At 43.3% G+C, this 16,651-nt stretch carries 14 protein-coding genes; 1 reads left to right on the forward strand and 13 read right to left on the reverse strand.

The features are described 5' to 3' along the window. Window positions 1-31 precede the first annotated feature (31 nt). From ispD to dnaE, 8 genes are all read right to left on the reverse strand, one after another. Window positions 32-742 (reverse strand): 2-C-methyl-D-erythritol 4-phosphate cytidylyltransferase, encoded by a 711-nt coding sequence (ispD, locus tag ORQ98_RS00220; RefSeq protein ID WP_274686752.1) that lies wholly within the window; start codon window positions 740-742, stop codon window positions 32-34. Window positions 743-766: 24 nt separating this feature from the next. Continuing rightward, on the reverse strand, window positions 767-1,036 hold the full coding sequence (gene ftsB, locus ORQ98_RS00225; protein WP_274686753.1) for a cell division protein FtsB: 270 nt from the start codon (window positions 1,034-1,036) through the stop codon (window positions 767-769). 166 nt (window positions 1,037-1,202) lie between these two features. Then, window positions 1,203-2,492, reverse strand: coding sequence for a phosphopyruvate hydratase (eno, locus tag ORQ98_RS00230; protein ID WP_274686754.1), 1,290 nt, complete (start codon window positions 2,490-2,492; stop codon window positions 1,203-1,205). 32 nt (window positions 2,493-2,524) lie between these two features. Continuing rightward, the gene (gene kdsA, locus ORQ98_RS00235) at window positions 2,525-3,370 is read right to left on the reverse strand and encodes a 3-deoxy-8-phosphooctulonate synthase (RefSeq protein WP_274686755.1); all 846 of its coding nucleotides are present in this window, start codon (window positions 3,368-3,370) and stop codon (window positions 2,525-2,527) included. 38 nt (window positions 3,371-3,408) lie between these two features. Next, complete coding sequence (locus tag ORQ98_RS00240; RefSeq protein WP_274686756.1) at window positions 3,409-5,037, reverse strand: CTP synthase; 1,629 nt, start codon at window positions 5,035-5,037, stop codon at window positions 3,409-3,411. Window positions 5,038-5,242: 205 nt separating this feature from the next. After that, a complete protein-coding gene (gene tilS, locus ORQ98_RS00245; RefSeq protein ID WP_274686757.1) occupies window positions 5,243-6,637 on the reverse strand; it encodes a tRNA lysidine(34) synthetase TilS in 1,395 nt (464 codons plus the stop codon). 98 nt (window positions 6,638-6,735) lie between these two features. Continuing rightward, window positions 6,736-7,698, reverse strand: a complete 963-nt coding sequence (gene accA / locus ORQ98_RS00250) for an acetyl-CoA carboxylase carboxyl transferase subunit alpha (protein ID WP_274686758.1) — start codon at window positions 7,696-7,698, stop codon at window positions 6,736-6,738. 134 nt (window positions 7,699-7,832) lie between these two features. Then, window positions 7,833-11,336 (reverse strand): DNA polymerase III subunit alpha, encoded by a 3,504-nt coding sequence (dnaE, locus tag ORQ98_RS00255; protein ID WP_274686759.1) that lies wholly within the window; start codon window positions 11,334-11,336, stop codon window positions 7,833-7,835. Window positions 11,337-11,652: 316 nt separating this feature from the next. On the opposite strand from dnaE, the gene ORQ98_RS00260 reads away from it, so the two are divergent. Further along, window positions 11,653-12,492 carry a substrate-binding periplasmic protein gene (locus tag ORQ98_RS00260; protein WP_274686760.1) on the forward strand — a complete coding sequence of 280 codons (840 nt, stop codon included), beginning with the start codon at window positions 11,653-11,655 and terminating at the stop codon, window positions 12,490-12,492. Between the two features lie 57 nt (window positions 12,493-12,549). Here the strand turns inward: ORQ98_RS00260 and rnhB are convergent, their stop codons facing one another. From rnhB to lpxD, 5 genes are read right to left on the reverse strand one after another with little or no spacing between them, the layout of a single operon-like run. Continuing rightward, on the reverse strand, window positions 12,550-13,152 hold the full coding sequence (rnhB, locus tag ORQ98_RS00265; RefSeq protein ID WP_274686761.1) for a ribonuclease HII: 603 nt from the start codon (window positions 13,150-13,152) through the stop codon (window positions 12,550-12,552). Beyond that, window positions 13,149-14,339: a lipid-A-disaccharide synthase gene (lpxB, locus tag ORQ98_RS00270; protein WP_274686762.1), complete on the reverse strand. Its 1,191-nt coding sequence runs from the start codon at window positions 14,337-14,339 to the stop codon at window positions 13,149-13,151. Before lpxB ends, rnhB begins: the two co-directional genes overlap by 4 nt. A gap of 3 nt (window positions 14,340-14,342) precedes the next feature. Beyond that, window positions 14,343-15,113, reverse strand: coding sequence for an acyl-ACP--UDP-N-acetylglucosamine O-acyltransferase (gene lpxA / locus ORQ98_RS00275; protein WP_274686763.1), 771 nt, complete (start codon window positions 15,111-15,113; stop codon window positions 14,343-14,345). Between the two features lie 2 nt (window positions 15,114-15,115). Beyond that, window positions 15,116-15,556: a 3-hydroxyacyl-ACP dehydratase FabZ gene (gene fabZ, locus ORQ98_RS00280; RefSeq protein WP_180567358.1), complete on the reverse strand. Its 441-nt coding sequence runs from the start codon at window positions 15,554-15,556 to the stop codon at window positions 15,116-15,118. A 45-nt stretch (window positions 15,557-15,601) separates the two neighbouring features. After that, the gene (gene lpxD, locus ORQ98_RS00285) at window positions 15,602-16,639 is read right to left on the reverse strand and encodes a UDP-3-O-(3-hydroxymyristoyl)glucosamine N-acyltransferase (protein WP_274686764.1); all 1,038 of its coding nucleotides are present in this window, start codon (window positions 16,637-16,639) and stop codon (window positions 15,602-15,604) included. Between the last annotated feature and the right edge of the window lie 12 nt (window positions 16,640-16,651).

Consider the following 16,651-nt stretch of genomic DNA (forward strand, 5'->3'; position numbering starts at 1 on the left):
AAATTAACCTACTCAAAATTGCCTTGAACTTTTACCCATCGCCTGTCTGATTCTCTAGACAAAAAGCGGCTAATGGTAAGTCTACAGGTCGCGTCACTTTTAAATTATCATCACGCCCCTCTACCATTAATGGTGAATAGCCCAGCTGCTCGATAGCAGAAGCCTCATCAGTTACCACACTGTTTTTCATCAGTGCCTCTGCTAATGCTTGTCTCAATAATCCAAACCGAAACATTTGCGGCGTTTGTGCTTGCCAGAGGTTTTCTCGCGGAACCGTTTGCTCCACTTCCCCCTGATCACCAACAGCTTTTAAAGTATCTTTAACAGGCACCCCCAGCAAACCACCGACAGGATGTTCAGCCAACTGCTGATAGAGCTTGTTAATTTCTGCTAATCGAATGCAGGGCCTCGCGGCATCATGAACCATCACCCAGTCACTCTCCGCTGCAAAGCCAGCTAACCAGCTCAGGCCATTTGCGACGGATTGATAACGCTCTGCCCCCCCCTCTACTTTTATAACTCGAGAGTCCTGAGTAATGGGTAACTGATCAAACCATGGATCATCAGTGGCGACCGCCACGATAATTTTCTGAAAAGGAAATTGCAGCAATTGAGTTAAGGTATGGCTCAGTATAGGTCGCCCATTCAAATCAAGGTATTGTTTTGGTTTTTTCTGTTGCATCCTGCTGCCAATACCAGCGGCAGGAACAATGGCCCAGCAAGGGTTTTGATTGGCTGTCATAAAACTACTGTTTTCTGGCTCTCTCTAATCCGCAAGTAAAAAAAATTGTTCACCTTGTTTAATCATGCCTAGCTGACTTCGCGCTAACTCTTCAATGGTATCTAAACCGTTTTGCAACTCTACAACCTCTGCTTCTAAGACCCGGTTACGCTGATAAAGGCCCTGATTTTCACGCTGTTGCGAGGTAATTTGCTGTTGCGTTTGCCATAGTCGTACAACACCTGTATCACTAAACCACAATCGATACTGCAGCAGAGTCAATAACAAAATTAATAATCCAGTTAGCCATTTCATAAGGTGTTAAGCCCAAAATTTGCTGATTATATTTTCATTTTAACTCATCAGCGCCTAGTGGTGCATACGCAAAATACGGTAAGCGCTTTACATATACTACTAGCCCTAAAACAAATTAGGGGGCAATGCCCCCTAATTTGTTTTATAGTCATTCGCAAATGGTAAACTAGGCTTTAAATTCAGCTCTACCTTTATAAGGCGCCTGATCACCCAACTGCTCTTCAATACGTAATAACTGATTATATTTAGCAACACGATCAGAACGACATAATGAACCTGTTTTAATTTGCCCTGCTGCTGTAGCGACTGCTAAATCAGCAATAGTAGCATCTTCAGTTTCACCACTACGATGGGAAATAACTGCAGTATACCCTGCCTGCTTAGCCATATTAATGGCATCTAAAGTCTCTGACAAAGAACCAATTTGATTGAATTTAATCAAAATTGAATTTGCTACTTTTTCATCGATACCGCGCTTGAGAATTTTAGTATTAGTCACAAATAAATCATCACCAACCAGCTGGGTTTTGCTACCAATTTTCTTGGTTAACACAGCCCAGCCATCCCAGTCGCTTTCATCCATGCCATCTTCAATGGAGATAATGGGGTATTTTTCAGTAAGCTCTGCCAGATAATCTGCAAAACCTTCGCTAGTAAATGTTTTTCCTTCACCCGATAGCTGATACTGGCTATCGCTATAAAACTCTGAAGAAGCACAGTCCAGTGCTAAAGTAACGTCTTCACCTAATTTATAACCGGCTTTCTCAACCGCTTCAGCAATCACTTCAAGCGCTGCCTCATTAGACGGCAGGTTAGGTGCAAAACCACCTTCATCACCAACTGCTGTATTTAAGCCTTTTGTTTTTAATACTGATTTTAAGGCATGGAAAATTTCAGCTCCAACCCGTAATGCTTCACGAAATGACGGCGCACTAACTGGTTGTACCATAAATTCCTGGATATCGACATTATTATCTGCATGTTCACCACCATTGAGAATATTCATCATGGGAACAGGCATACTGTACTGACCAGCAGTACCATTTATTTCTGCAATATGCTGATACAAAGGTACTTGTTTTGCTGCCGCTGCCGCTTTAGCTGCCGCTAAAGAAACTGCCAAAATTGCATTGGCACCTAGTTTGGCTTTATTTTCAGTACCATCCAGCGCCAGCATTTTATTGTCTAATGCCCGCTGATCAGTAACATCCATTCCTACTAACGCAGATTTAATTTGCTCATTTACTGCAGCAACTGCTTTTAAAACGCCTTTGCCTAAATAACGATTTTTATCACCATCACGTAGCTCCAATGCTTCTCTAGAACCTGTCGATGCACCTGAGGGAGCACAAGCTGAACCAATAAAACCACCTGCTACAATAACATCAGCTTCAACTGTCGGATTTCCCCTTGAGTCCAACACTTCACGGGCTTTAATATCAACAATTTCAATCATTGTGAGTTAACTCCAAAACTTTTCTAAGCAAATTATTCAGTGTCAATTTCAGGAAAGCTTTTTACCAGCTCATCAAGTGCTTTTTGTTGTTCTAAGAAAGGCTGTAATTTATCAAGTTTTAGTGCACAAGGCCCATCACATTTTGCCTGATTGGGATCTGGATGGGTTTCTAAAAATAATCCTGCCAACCCTGTTGCCATCCCTGCTTTAGCCAGCTCATTCACCTGACTGCGACGCCCATCCGCCGAATCAGATCGGCCACCGGGCCGTTGTAATGCATGAGTCACATCAAAAATAACGGGGTAGTTCATCGCTTTCATCAAGCCAAATCCTAGAGTATCTACCACCAGGTTGTTATAGCCAAACATGGTGCCACGCTCACAAAGCATCAGCTGGTCATTACCTGCCTCTTCACACTTGGTGAGAATATGTTTCATTTCATGAGGCGCTAAAAACTGAGCTTTTTTGATATTTATAACAACATCAGTTTTCGCCATAGCAACCACTAAGTCAGTTTGCCTAGATAAGAAAGCCGGTAATTGAATAACATCTGCTACTTCTGCTGTAGGTGCAGCTTGATATGACTCATGGACATCAGTAATAACAGGCACCTTAAAGGTATCTTTTACTTCTTGTAATATTTTAAGCCCATCCTCTAAACCTGGCCCCCGATAGGAGTGCATAGAGGAACGATTCGCTTTATCAAATGAGCCTTTAAAGACATAGGGAATGCCTAGTTTTTCTGTTACTTTGACAAAATGTTCGGCAACTGTCATCGCTAGGTCACGAGACTCCAGCACATTGACACCACCAAATAAAACAAAAGGCAAGTGGTTAGCCACCTGAATATTGCCAATCTTAATAATCTTCTGGCTCATATATTATCTCAACTGTTTTAGAGTCTGTGCGCTTAGCTTTATTTTGATGATTTATTCGTTAAAGTCGCTTTGACAAAGTTAGTAAACAAGCCATGGCCATCTCTTGGTGTTGATGTAAATTCCGGGTGAAACTGACAAGCAACAAACCAAGGGTGGTCAGGCACCTCTACCATTTCTACCAAAGCATTGTCTTCTGAGCGACCAGAAATAATCAACCCGGCTTCTTCCAGCTGCGCTACGTAATTATCATTGACTTCATAACGGTGACGGTGGCGCTCTTCGATCAAATCTTTGCCATAGGCCTGATGTGCCTTTGTACCAGGCTTTAATTGACAAGCCTGAGCCCCCAACCGCATGGTACCCCCTAGGTCAGATGCATCATCACGTACTTCCACATCCCCTTCAGCTGTCGTCCACTCGGTAATCAGGCCAACAACTGGATGATTTGTCGACTGATCAAACTCACTACTATGTGCATCAGCTAAACCCGCCACATGACGGGCATACTCAATAACGGCCACTTGCATACCTAAACAAATACCTAAGTAAGGTATTTGTTTTTCACGGGCATACTGAACTGCTTTAATTTTGCCTTCAACACCTCGCTGACCAAAGCCACCTGGTACCAAGATACCATCTACCTTAGCCAAAGCATCCAAGCCCTCAGTTTCTAGCTGCTCAGAGTCAATATAAACCAGCTTCACCTTGGTGTGGGTTTTCAGCCCCGCATGTTTCATCGCTTCAATCAGTGACTTGTAAGCATCAAGCAGGTCCATATACTTGCCAATCATCGCTATTGTCACTTCATGCGCTGAACTGGCTTCATCCTCAACGACAGCATCCCATTCACTTAAGTCAGCAGGCTGACAGTCCATGCGAAAGCGGTCAACAATAATGTCATCTAACCCCTGCTTATGCAGCATACGAGGGATTTTATAAATAGAGTCTGCATCTTCTAAAGCAATGACCGCACGCTCTTCTACGTTGGTAAACAGCGCAATTTTACGTCGAGAGCCTGAGTCAATATGATGATCAGAACGACACACCAAAATATCAGGTTGCAAGCCTATGGAACGTAGTTCTTTTACAGAGTGTTGAGTGGGTTTGGTTTTAGTTTCACCCGCAGTCGCAATATACGGCACTAGGGTTAAATGCATTAGCAAAGCTCGGTTCTGGCCTAGCTCCACTTTCAACTGACGGATGGCTTCTAGAAATGGTTGAGATTCGATATCGCCTACAGTGCCGCCAATCTCAACTAACGCAATATCCGCATCACCTGCACCTTTGATGACTCTCCGCTTTATTTCATCAGTGATATGGGGAATCACTTGCACTGTGCCCCCCAGATAATCACCGCGCCGCTCTTTACGCAGGACGTCCTGATAAATACGACCAGTGGTAAAGTTATTGTCACGCGTCATAGTAGTTCGAATAAAGCGCTCGTAATGCCCCAGATCCAAATCAGTTTCAGCACCATCTTCCGTAACAAATACCTCACCATGCTGATAAGGGCTCATTGTTCCCGGATCGACATTAATATAGGGGTCTAGTTTGAGCATCGTGACATTTAAACCACGAGCTTCCAATATGGCCGCCAGAGATGCTGACGCGATGCCTTTTCCCAATGAAGAAACAACACCACCAGTGACGAATATGTAGCGCGTCATGAAAAACCTGCAGAAGTTAGTTAATGTTAGCGGTTTATGACCATTAGATGTGGAAGGTTGACTGGTCATCACAAGATGGGACGTCAGAATACCAGAATCTACCTACAACCTCAATTTATCGTTTTTTAGCCGAAGCTGTTCGAAGGTGCCACAAAAGCTTGAGGACAGGGAGTCGCTCATTGCTTTATAGTTTCTTTAGATTGCACTATCTAACTAATGGTGAAAAAAGCTCCCATTGAAAAGACAGACTCAACTCCCCGTCTTCACAAGCAAAGGCTTGATTAACCAGCAGGCCCGGAATCGCCACTAACTCACTACCGACAACCAATAATGGCCAGCGCTCTCGCAACCAAGGGGGAATTTGATACTCCTGAAACCAACGCTTTAACGTTTTACGCCCTTGGCGACCCGGTATAGCAAACTTATCTATATTTAACTGCTCACGATAGGCGACTTTCAGGGTTTTACCCTTCAACTTAGCTGCACTGACTTCACCCCCTGACTGATAGCAAAACAGCTGGCCATTTCCCACTAAATCAATGGTTTCATGCTTCTGCCAACCCCACTCCACCTGTTGGGTGGTGGGTAACCATCTAGCCAAGCTCTCAGGCAAGAAAAATAAGCCGTCTTGAAAACACCTCAATGCTCCAAAACCGTCACCACTACCAACGACAATTGTTGGCATTGCATCCTCTGCTGCCATTAGCAAAGAGTTTTCAACCTCCAATAGCAGCGGCCGGGTGATATTAATATCTACACGTTTTAGCCAGTAGCGGATTAAGTTATGCCGCCTGGGTGAAGATAACTGTAGTAGCTGTTGGCAGCTGAGCGGCTGAACCAATAATCCCTTACTCCAGTGTGCAGGTGGGCTAACCTGTGCAGCCTGATAATCTAGCTGGGCCATATCCTCAAGAATACTGGCTGCATCCTGACAATGCTCTTTAGTGCCGATTAACTGACGATATAAATTCGGCCAGTGACATTCCAGTTTAGGTAAAATCTCATGACGCAAAAAGTTACGACTAAAATCCAATGTCTTATTAGACTCATCTTCCACCCAGATTAATTGATGCTGCTCGGCGTAATGCAGTAAGTCAGTTTTGGTATATTCTAACAAAGGCCGGAATAGGCGGGCTTTACCAATCATACGACTGTTGGGCATCCCAGCTAAACCTGAAACACCAGAGCTACGACAAAAGCGGAATAACAATGTTTCCAGCTGATCTTGCAGATGATGACCTAACAACAATACATCAGTTGCCTCTAAAAACACTTCAAAAGCCTGATATCTCTTCGCCCTTGCAGCTTCCTCAACACCTTTACCTGTAGATTTAACCTCAACTTGTTTTGCAACAAAATCACAGCCCAATTGAATAGCTAGCCTTTGGCAATGGTTCTGCCACTGCTTGGCATTAGGGCTTAAATTATGATTAATGTGAAATGCTATCACTGGTAATTGATGCTGCGCAGCGTACTGACAGGTTAAATCCAGTAACACTGTCGAGTCCAACCCACCACTGAACGCTACTACTAGTCGTGTGGGAGTATAGTCAGCTAATAATCGTTCCAAGTTTTGGCAGTATAGCTGTGGCAGGTCCATGAAAGGTTATACGCTATCAGTTCAACAAAAGGACAATACTAAAAAGCCGACTAAATAGTCGGCTTTTTGTTAGAAAACGGGTTCAGCTTTAATATCAATTACTGGCCAAACGAACCATACGACATCAAGCGCTTGTACCGTAAATCCAACAGTTCATCAGTTGAGTGACGCTTTAGTACGTCCAGCTCTTTAATCAGTGATTCTTTAATACTGGCGGCCATCTGTACAGGATCCCGGTGGGCACCGCCTAACGGTTCTGGAATCAGCCGATCAACAAAACCAAGTTCTAGTAAACGGTCAGCGGTAATCCCCATTGCCTCTGCAGCATCAGCGGCTTTTTCAGCACTTTTCCATAAAATAGACGCACAGCCTTCTGGAGATATCACCGAATAAGTAGAGTATTGCAGCATCATGAGATGATCACATACACCAACTGCCAATGCACCACCTGAGCCCCCTTCTCCGATCACTGTGGAAATAATAGGTGCTTTCAAACGGGACATGACCGCCAGGTTATAAGCAATTGCTTCACTTTGACCACGCTCTTCCGCATCAATACCAGGGTATGCGCCTGGCGTATCGATAAACGTCAATACAGGTATTTTAAACCGCTCAGCTAACTCCATTAGCCGGCAAGCTTTTCGATAGCCTTCTGGTTTAGGCATACCAAAATTGCGGCGAACTTTTTCTTTAACATCACGGCCTTTTTGATGACCAATAATCATCACTGGCTGATTTTCCAGTTTACCAATACCACCTACTATCGACTGGTCATCTGCAAACTTACGATCGCCATGTAATTCGTCAAAGTCATTAAAAATATGCTCAACATAATCAAAAGTATATGGCCGCTGAGGGTGACGAGCGATTTGTGCTCGCTGCCAAGCGGTTAGCTTGCTGAAAACCTGCTGAGTTAGCGACTTACTTTTAGTCTTAAGCTTTTCTATTTCCTCAGCAATATCAATATCATAACTGCTGTTCTGCTCAGTTGAACTGAGACTTTCTATTTTGGCTTCCAGCTCTGCAATCGGCTGCTCAAAATCTAGGTATTGGGGGTTCATAGTCGTAATTCTTGCCTTACTATTACGGTGGCTGCTAACGGATTATGCCCAACTAAAAAGGAGCATAAGATACGTGATTGTGACTACTTAGTCGAGTGCAGTGACACAATAGACCTGTTTTATCATTTAACAAATTATCTATACTGCAACTCAACTGAATTTTTTCCATACTGTTTCTTCAACGCTTGAATAAGCTCATCAGTTGGGGCTACACGCCATTGATCAGCCAATATCAATTTAGCCTTAGCATCATGTTTTTGGTATTCAATGGTAACAGGTAGCTGCCCCTTATACTCTGCCAGTAGGGTAGCTAAGTTTTCTACAAAGTCTCGCTTAAAAGTTTGCTCCGGAATTACTAACTGAAGCTGTCGTGCATATTTACTGCGTGCTTCCGTTAAATTAGCTAATGACTTAGCGCGCACTTTCAAGTTATTAGTGTAGTCATCATGACTTACCTCACCCTCCACAATAACCAGTGCATCTTTTTCCAGCTGTTGCTGATACTGTTCAAATTGATCTGAAAATACAGAAACTTCAATTCTTGCAGTACGATCATCCAAAGTGATAAAAGCCATTTTCTGGCCACGCTTGTTACGCATGACTCGCAAAGCAACAATTAATCCTGCGATGTATTGGCTTTCTCGGGCCGGCCGTAAATCAACAATGCGGTTTCTAATAATGTGCTTAATTTCAGACTCATACTGATCTATGGGGTGGCCAGTTAAATACAGCCCAAGCGTTTCTTTTTCTCCTACCAAACGCTGGTTATCAGGCCACTCATAGGCGTTATAGTAATATTCATAACAGTCTTGCTCCGTTTCAGCCATCAGCTCCCCAAACAAGTCACCATGACCACTATCTTGGCTTTTTGCCTCTTGATCAGCTGCTTTTAACGCATCTTCCATAGCAGCAAACAAGACCGCTCGATTCTTACCAAGAAATGCCATTTTCTGATATTGAGCTGGGCCCAGCCGGTCTAAAGCCCCTGAGCGTACCAGGGCTTCCATCACCCGTTTATTAATTTTTTTACCATCTATGCGTTTACAAAAATCAAATAAATCCTTAAAAGCACCCCCCTCTTTTCGCGCTTCAACGATGGCTTCAATCGGGCCTTCTCCAACCCCTTTAATCGCACCTAAGCCGTAGACGATGTCGTCCTGATCACTCACGGTAAATTTATATTCACTGATATTCACATTGGGTGGTGTAATATTCAGCTTCATCGAGCGGCATTCTTCAATCAGAATCACTACTTTATCAGTGTTATGAATATCTGAAGACAACACCGCAGCCATAAACTCTGCTGGGAAATAGGCTTTCAGCCAGGCTGTTTGATAAGAAACTAGCGCGTAAGCAGCTGAATGAGACTTGTTAAATCCATAGCCTGCAAATTTTTCCATCAAGTCAAAAATATAAGTCGCTTGTTCTGCAGGAATGCTATTGTCTGAAGCACCTTTATTAAATATTTCCCGCTGCTTGGCCATTTCTTCAGGCTTTTTCTTACCCATGGCTCGACGGAGCATGTCAGCCTGACCTAAGGTGTAATTAGCCAGTACCTGAGCAATCTGCATAACCTGTTCCTGATACAGAATGACTCCATAAGTGTTGGATAGTACTGGCTCCAAATCAGGGTGCGGGTATTCTACGGTGGCACGACCATGCTTACGATTAATAAAGTCATCTACCATCCCTGACTGAAGTGGTCCTGGCCGGAATAATGCCACCAACGCAATAATATCTTCAAAACAACTGGGCAGTAGGCGCTTAATCAACTCCTTCATTCCACGGGATTCAAGCTGAAACACGGCAGTTGTCTCTGCTCGCTGCAATAGCTTAAAAACTAATTCATCTGCTAAGTTTATCTGGCTAATATCAATAGGCGCTTCACTTTTAATCGCTCGACGCTTATTAATGGTTTCTAATGCCCAATCAATAATCGTTAGAGTTCTTAGCCCCAAAAAGTCAAACTTAACCAACCCAGCCTGTTCAACATCATCTTTATCAAACTGGGTAACTAAGCCATGGCCTTCCTCATCACAATAAAGGGGGGCAAAGTCTGTGAGCTTAGTTGGCGCTATTACAACTCCACCCGCATGCTTCCCTACATTTCGAGTGGTCCCTTCCAGCTTAAGCGCCATCTCCCAAATTTCTTGGGCAGCTTCATCGCTAGCTAAAAACTCACGAATGGTTTCTTCTTGCTCATAGGCTTTGGATAAAGTCATCCCTACTTCAAAGGGAATCATTTTAGACAGCTTGTCAGCCAATCCATATGACTTGCCCTGCACCCTCGCAACATCTCGCACAACCGCTTTTGCAGCCATAGTACCGAAGGTAATAATTTGGGAAACGGCATCCCGACCATAGTTCTGCGCAACATAATCAATGACCCGGTCCCGGCCATCCATACAGAAGTCAACATCAAAGTCAGGCATGGACACCCGCTCTGGATTCAAAAACCGCTCAAATAGCAAATCATATTCTAACGGGTCAAGGTCAGTAATTTTTTGGGCATAGGCTACCAGCGAGCCTGCACCCGACCCCCTGCCTGGCCCTACCGGAACACCGTTATTTTTCGCCCATTGGATAAAGTCCATCACGATTAGGAAATAACCGGGAAACCCCATCTGTAGGATAATATCCAATTCAAAATTCAGTCGATCAATATACTGCTGGTGCAGGTTTTCATAGTCTGGTGTAGCTGGGTCTAAGGTAATAGCCAACCTTTCTTCAAGCCCTTGATGGGAAAACTCACGGAAAAACTGATCCATGGTTTTCCCTTCTGGCACCGGATATTCTGGCAAAAAATATTTGCCTAGCTGTACCTCAATCGTACAACGTTTGGCAATTTCTACTGTATTGGCCAGTGCTTCTGGAATATCGGCAAATAGCTCTACCATTTCCTCTGGAGAGCGCAAATACTGTTGTTCACTGTACCTTCGTGGACGACGAGGGTCGTCTAATACTCGGCCCTCACCAATACACACCCTTGCTTCATGAGCATCGAAGTCTTCTTGATGTAAAAAACGGACATCATTGGTTGCAACAACAGGACAACAACAAGCTTCAGCAAGCGCCACTGCAGCATGTAAATATTCTTCATCATTTTCACGCCCAGTCCGCTGTAACTCTAAATAAAAACGATCAGGAAAAATCGCCTGCCACTCTTTAACTAATGACTCAGCTTGCTGCTGATGACCAGCCAATAGTGCACAACCAATTTCACTTAGTTTTCCCCCAGAAATGGCTATTAGCCCTGCTGACTTTTGCTTAAGCCAATCCTTTTTGATTATGGCTTTTTCATGATGTTGATTGATTTGATAAGCCTGTGAAATAAGCTCCGTTAAATTACGATAGCCTTCTTTATTTTGTATTAATAATAACATCGGCAATGGAGAAGCACTGGCTTCATCATTTTCCAGCCAAAGATCTGCACCACAGATAGGTTTAATCCCTGAAGCCAGTGCTGCTTTGTAAAACTTAACTAAAGCATATAAATTCATTTGGTCAGTCACAGCAACAGCAGGCATTCCTTTAGCTACTGTTTCAGCAATCAAAGGCTTGATTTTTACAATACCATCAATCAGTGAATATTCTGTATGTAATCGCAGATGAACAAAATTTGGCGCGTTATTAGACATGGAGTCCTCTAAAGCCTAAATGACTAAACATAAAATCTTTTGCGGCTATAATAAGTTTGGCTATGCCAGTTTAATTAATGACCTAGGAGTCACCTGAATACCGTATTTTCACAACATCACAGTTCAGCTATTTTATAAAACCCAAATTTATTTACTAGCCCGAATATTTCTTCTGCTCTCAATGAACCTGTAAGCTCTATCAAAACAGCCCACTTATTGGTTTATTTGCAAAAGACTCGCACCTAACAAAAAAGTGTGTTTTCATTACTAGTCACGTGAAATACAACAAAATTGAAAACCATGTAGAGTCACACCAATGCTTTGCCCTAGTCCACAACAAATACTACAACACCGACTAGTTTGCCTGATTGTTGTGCTGACTTTAATAAGTATTTCCAGTCAAGCTGCTGCTAACTGTTCCCGAATTAAAATATCAGGCAACCCAGAATACCCACCATTATTATGGCGAGACAGAACTAATCCTAAGCAGCTAACAGGGGTTAGCATTGCTTTGCTAAAGCGGGCCGTAGAAAGTTTAGATATAACCGTTGATGCCATTTACGTTGGCCCTTGGTCCCGCGCCCAGGCAAAAATTAAAGCTAATGAGCTGGATATGTTGGCAGGTGCTTTTTTAACCGTCGAACGTACTACTTATATGGAGTATGTTAAGCCCGCTTATACACAGGTTGCCAATGTTGTATTTGTTGCCAATGGTAAAGGCTTTAAATTTAAACGCTGGAGCGACCTTAAAAATAAACGTGGTGCAACTCTCATAAACAACAGCTTTGGGCAAAAGTTCGACCAATATGCTCAGGATCACTTAGCCCTTTATGGTGTTCGATCCTTAGAAATTGCTTTTAAGCTCTTACTTGCAAAACGAGCAGACTATGTAGTCTATGAACTTTATCCTGGGCTTGCCTACGCAAAAGCAATGGGAGTTAACCAAGAGATACGTCACTTCACTAATTATATTAACTCCGAGCCTTTATATTATACCTTTGCCTTAAAGTCTCCCTGCCTTGAAAAAAACCTTACCAAGCACTTGAGCGACTTTATTCACAGCCAAAAAAATACTCGTTTAGAAAAAGAACTATTAGAAGAGTACTTACAGCTTTGGCAAAATCAGGCCCACTTAGCCCTGGATGCGCCACCTTGATCCGCCACAAAAATAACCTCAACTTGTAGCAGGATATAAGCCATTCAAGATGCTAAATTAGCTTTCTAGCAGCCTCTGGACAGGCTTAAATGAACGCCGATAAATAGGGGCTACCCCCTGTTTTTCAAGAGCCGCTAAGTGCGCTTTGGTAGGATAGCCTTTATGCTTGGCTAAACCATAACCAGGATACTGCTGATCCAACACATGCATTTCCCTGTCCCGAGTCACTTTAGCCAAAATAGATGCTGCAGCAATTGCCTGCACTTGAGAATCACCTTTAACCACAGCCTGACTAGGATAAGGAAGTTCTGGACAACGATTACCATCAATAAGCACAAGCTCTGGCTTAACTGATAAACCTAACACTGCTCGCTGCATTGCCAGCATGGTGGCATGCAAAATATTGAGCTGGTCAATTTCCTCAACCTCGGCCCGGCCGATATGCCATGCTAAGGCTCGTTGCTGAATAACGTCAAAGAGTTGCTCACGCTTTTTATCAGTCAGTTTTTTTGAGTCATTTAAACCTTCAATAGGCTGGTTAGGATCTAAAATCACTGCAGCAGTCACTACAGCTCCACACAGCGGACCTCTACCTACCTCATCAACACCTGCAACTAACTGATGCTGAGCAATTTCCCAGTTTATTTCAGACTGACTCATTTTATAAATTGATCCGCTACTAGTTGACTAACAACTTGAGCAGCTTTATCGCTGGCTTGACAGCGTAGCTGCTGATGTAACTCTAAAAATAATGCTTCAGTTTGCGCCCAGCTATTATTGCCTGCCAAGTTTGCCAGTGAAGCTGTTGTTAAATTATCGACAGTTGCAGCAGACTGAATAAACTCCGGCACTAACTGCCGCTCTGCAAGCAAGTTAGGCAGAGCAACATAAGGTGTTTTTACCAACCAACGCAAAATCTGATATGTGATAGGAGCAAGTCGATAAGCCATAACCATCGGCCTTTTCAGCAGCATACATTGCAAAGTGGCTGTACCAGAGGCTACTAGTACAGTATCTGCGGCGACCATTGCCTGATCCGCTTGTTCATCAATCAATTTTACTCGATTTTTAACCGCTGCATTTTCTGGCAAACTAAGCAGTGCTTCGAGCTGTTTTCTTCTGACACTATTAGCACAAGGCAACACAGCATTCGCATTTGGATACTGCTCTAAACACCGCTGAAAAGTAGCTAAAAACAGCTGTCCCAACTGTTTTATTTCAGAGCCTCGACTGCCTGGCAGCAACGCAATTACCGGCGCATTGACTGGTAATTGCAACTGCTGTCTAGCCGCAGCTTGGTCACTTTGAAGTGGAATTTCATCAGCCAGAGGGTGGCCCACAAAGGTAACAGGTACTTGGTGTTGCTGGTAAAAAACGGCTTCAAATGGTAACAAGGTCAGCATATGATCCACTGACCGAGCAATTTTCTTCACTCGACTCTGCCGCCAAGCCCACACTGAAGGGCTGACATAGTGAACAGTAGTAATACCAGCCTGCTTGAGCTTACATTCAAGCTCAAGATTAAAATCAGGCGCATCTATACCTATAAATATATGGGGTGGTGTTTCTGTAAAATAATTAAAAAGCTGCTTACGAATGCTTAACAATTCCTTTAAGCGCCCCAATACTTCTACCAAACCCATAACAGAAAGGCGCTCCATAGGCACATGACTATGAAAACCTTCCGCTTCCATAAGTGGCCCGCCAATTCCTTCAAACACAGCCGTTGGGAAGCGCTTTTTTAATGACTTAATTAAACCCGCCCCCAAAATATCACCAGAGGCTTCACCTGCCACAATACCTACTCGTAAAGGGCCTTGATAAAATGGGTAACTCAAGTTTGTCATGATCTATCGGGTAATTCCCCGAGTTGAAGCCTCGAGTGACTTTATGAATACAGAAACTTCAGCATAGCCTTTTTCCAGTACTGATAGTTTCGCTAAGGCTTCCTCTAAAGTGAGTCCTTGTCGATAAACAACTTTATAAGCTTGTCGAAGTATTTTAATCAGCTCTGGTGAATACTGTCGGCGTCGCATACCCTCAAAATTCATTCCATGGGCTTCAGCCGGATTACCACTGACCATCACAAAAGCAGGTATATCTTTAAATACGGCAGTATGGGCAGCAGACATGCTATAAGCACCTACCATACAAAACTGGTGCACTGTGGTATAACCGCCCAGGATTGCCCCACGCCCTACTTTGACATGACCAGCAATTGCCGCGTTATTTGCGAAAATGCAGTCATCTTCGATAATGCTATCATGGCCCACATGAACATAAGCCATGAATAAATTGTTGTTACCAATGATGGTGGCACTATTATCCTGAACAGTACCTCTATGAATAGTACAGCCCTCTCGAATAATATTATTATCACCAATTTCCAGGCGAGTAGGCTCGCCTTGATATTTTTTATCCTGACAGTCTTCACCAACTGAGGCAAATTGAAAGATTCGGTTATTCTTGCCAATCTGGGTGGGTCCTTTAATAACAACATGGGAGTGAATAACTGAACCAGGTCCAATTTCAACTTCCGGCCCGATGTAACTCCAGGGCCCAACCTCAACTCCCTCGGCCACTTTCGCTTTGGGGTCAATGACAGCTCGTGAATCAATCAAAACTAGAGTTCCTTTTTGGCACAAGTTATTTCAGCGGAACTCACCATTTTTCCATCAACTACAGCTTCACAATAAAATTTCCATATACCACGCTTTTCTGTTTTATAAGTAGCGTTTAATACTAACTGATCACCAGGTACAACAGGCTGCTTGAATCTAACTTTATCAGCGCCAGCAAAATAATACACATGATTATCTTCGCGCTGCTTACCACTCATTTTAAAACCTAAAATACCTGCCGCTTGAGCCATTGCCTCAACGATAAGTACACCTGGCATAATAGGATGCTGCGGAAAGTGACCATTGAAGAAATCTTCATTTACTGAAACATTTTTGTAGCACTTAATAGTTTTAGCATCCAGATCTAGATCAACCACCCGGTCAACCAACAAAAACGGATACCTTTGAGGCAAAAACTCTTTAATTTCTTCAACGCGCATCATTTTCAACGTTAACCTAACTTGATTTTCAGCTGGATGGTAATTGGGTTAAGCGCCAGCGCTTAGCTGTTGCTCTAGTGTTTTAATTCGCTTGGCCAACTTATCCAGCTGACGATAGCGAACCACAAGCTTTTTCCATTCTGCGGTAGGCATTGAACTACCCGCCCCAGAAGAGTATGAGCCTGGCTCACGAATTGATTTGGTGACTAGTGCCATTGCGGTGATATGAACATTATCTGCAATAGTCAAGTGGCCAGCTAAACCCGAGCCGCCGGCTATTGTACAGTTTTTTCCGACTTTTGTACTGCCAGAAATACCAACACAGCCTGCAACTGCAGTATTATCCCCAATGACAACATTGTGGGCAATCTGAATCAGGTTATCTAACTTAACGCCACAGCCTATCACTGTATTATCCAATGCGCCTCGATCGATAGTCGTATTAGCCCCTATTTCTGCATCACTGCCAATAACGACACCACCTAATTGAGCAATTTTATGCCATTCATTGTTATAGTGAGCAAAGCCAAAACCATCAGCACCAATAACAGCACCACTATGGATGGTCACTCGCTCACCAACCAAAACACCATGACAAACTGTCACATTGGCGGCAAGATAACTATCAGCTCCAATTTCAGAGGTGTGACCAATAACTGTGCCCGCTCCAACAACAACATTTTCACCAATAATGGCATCTGCTTCTACAACTGCATTAGCACCAATAGATGCTGTTTTTGCAATTTTTGCAGTTTTAGCAATGGCCGCGCTGGGATGAACATAACCTGCTGGCTGTGCTTGCACACTAAACCAGTGAGAAATTTTAGCATAGCCTAAATAAGGGTTATTCAGGACTAAGGCATTACCTTCAAAATCATCCGCTTCATCAGGTGCAAGCAATATTGCACCTGCCTGGCTATCTGGCAGATATTTCTTGTAAGTGGGGTTTGCTAGAAAAGACAAATCTCTTGACGTTGCCTGCTGTAAAGTAGCAATTCCTGAGATTAAATAGCTAGGATCACCTTGAAGCTCTGCCTCAAGGTGATCTGCAATAACTTGCAAGGAAAAAGTACGCTCTGATGCCATATAAAGAGAGGT

The organism is Spartinivicinus poritis (assembly GCF_028858535.1).
GTDB lineage: Bacteria > Pseudomonadota > Gammaproteobacteria > Pseudomonadales > Zooshikellaceae > Spartinivicinus > Spartinivicinus poritis.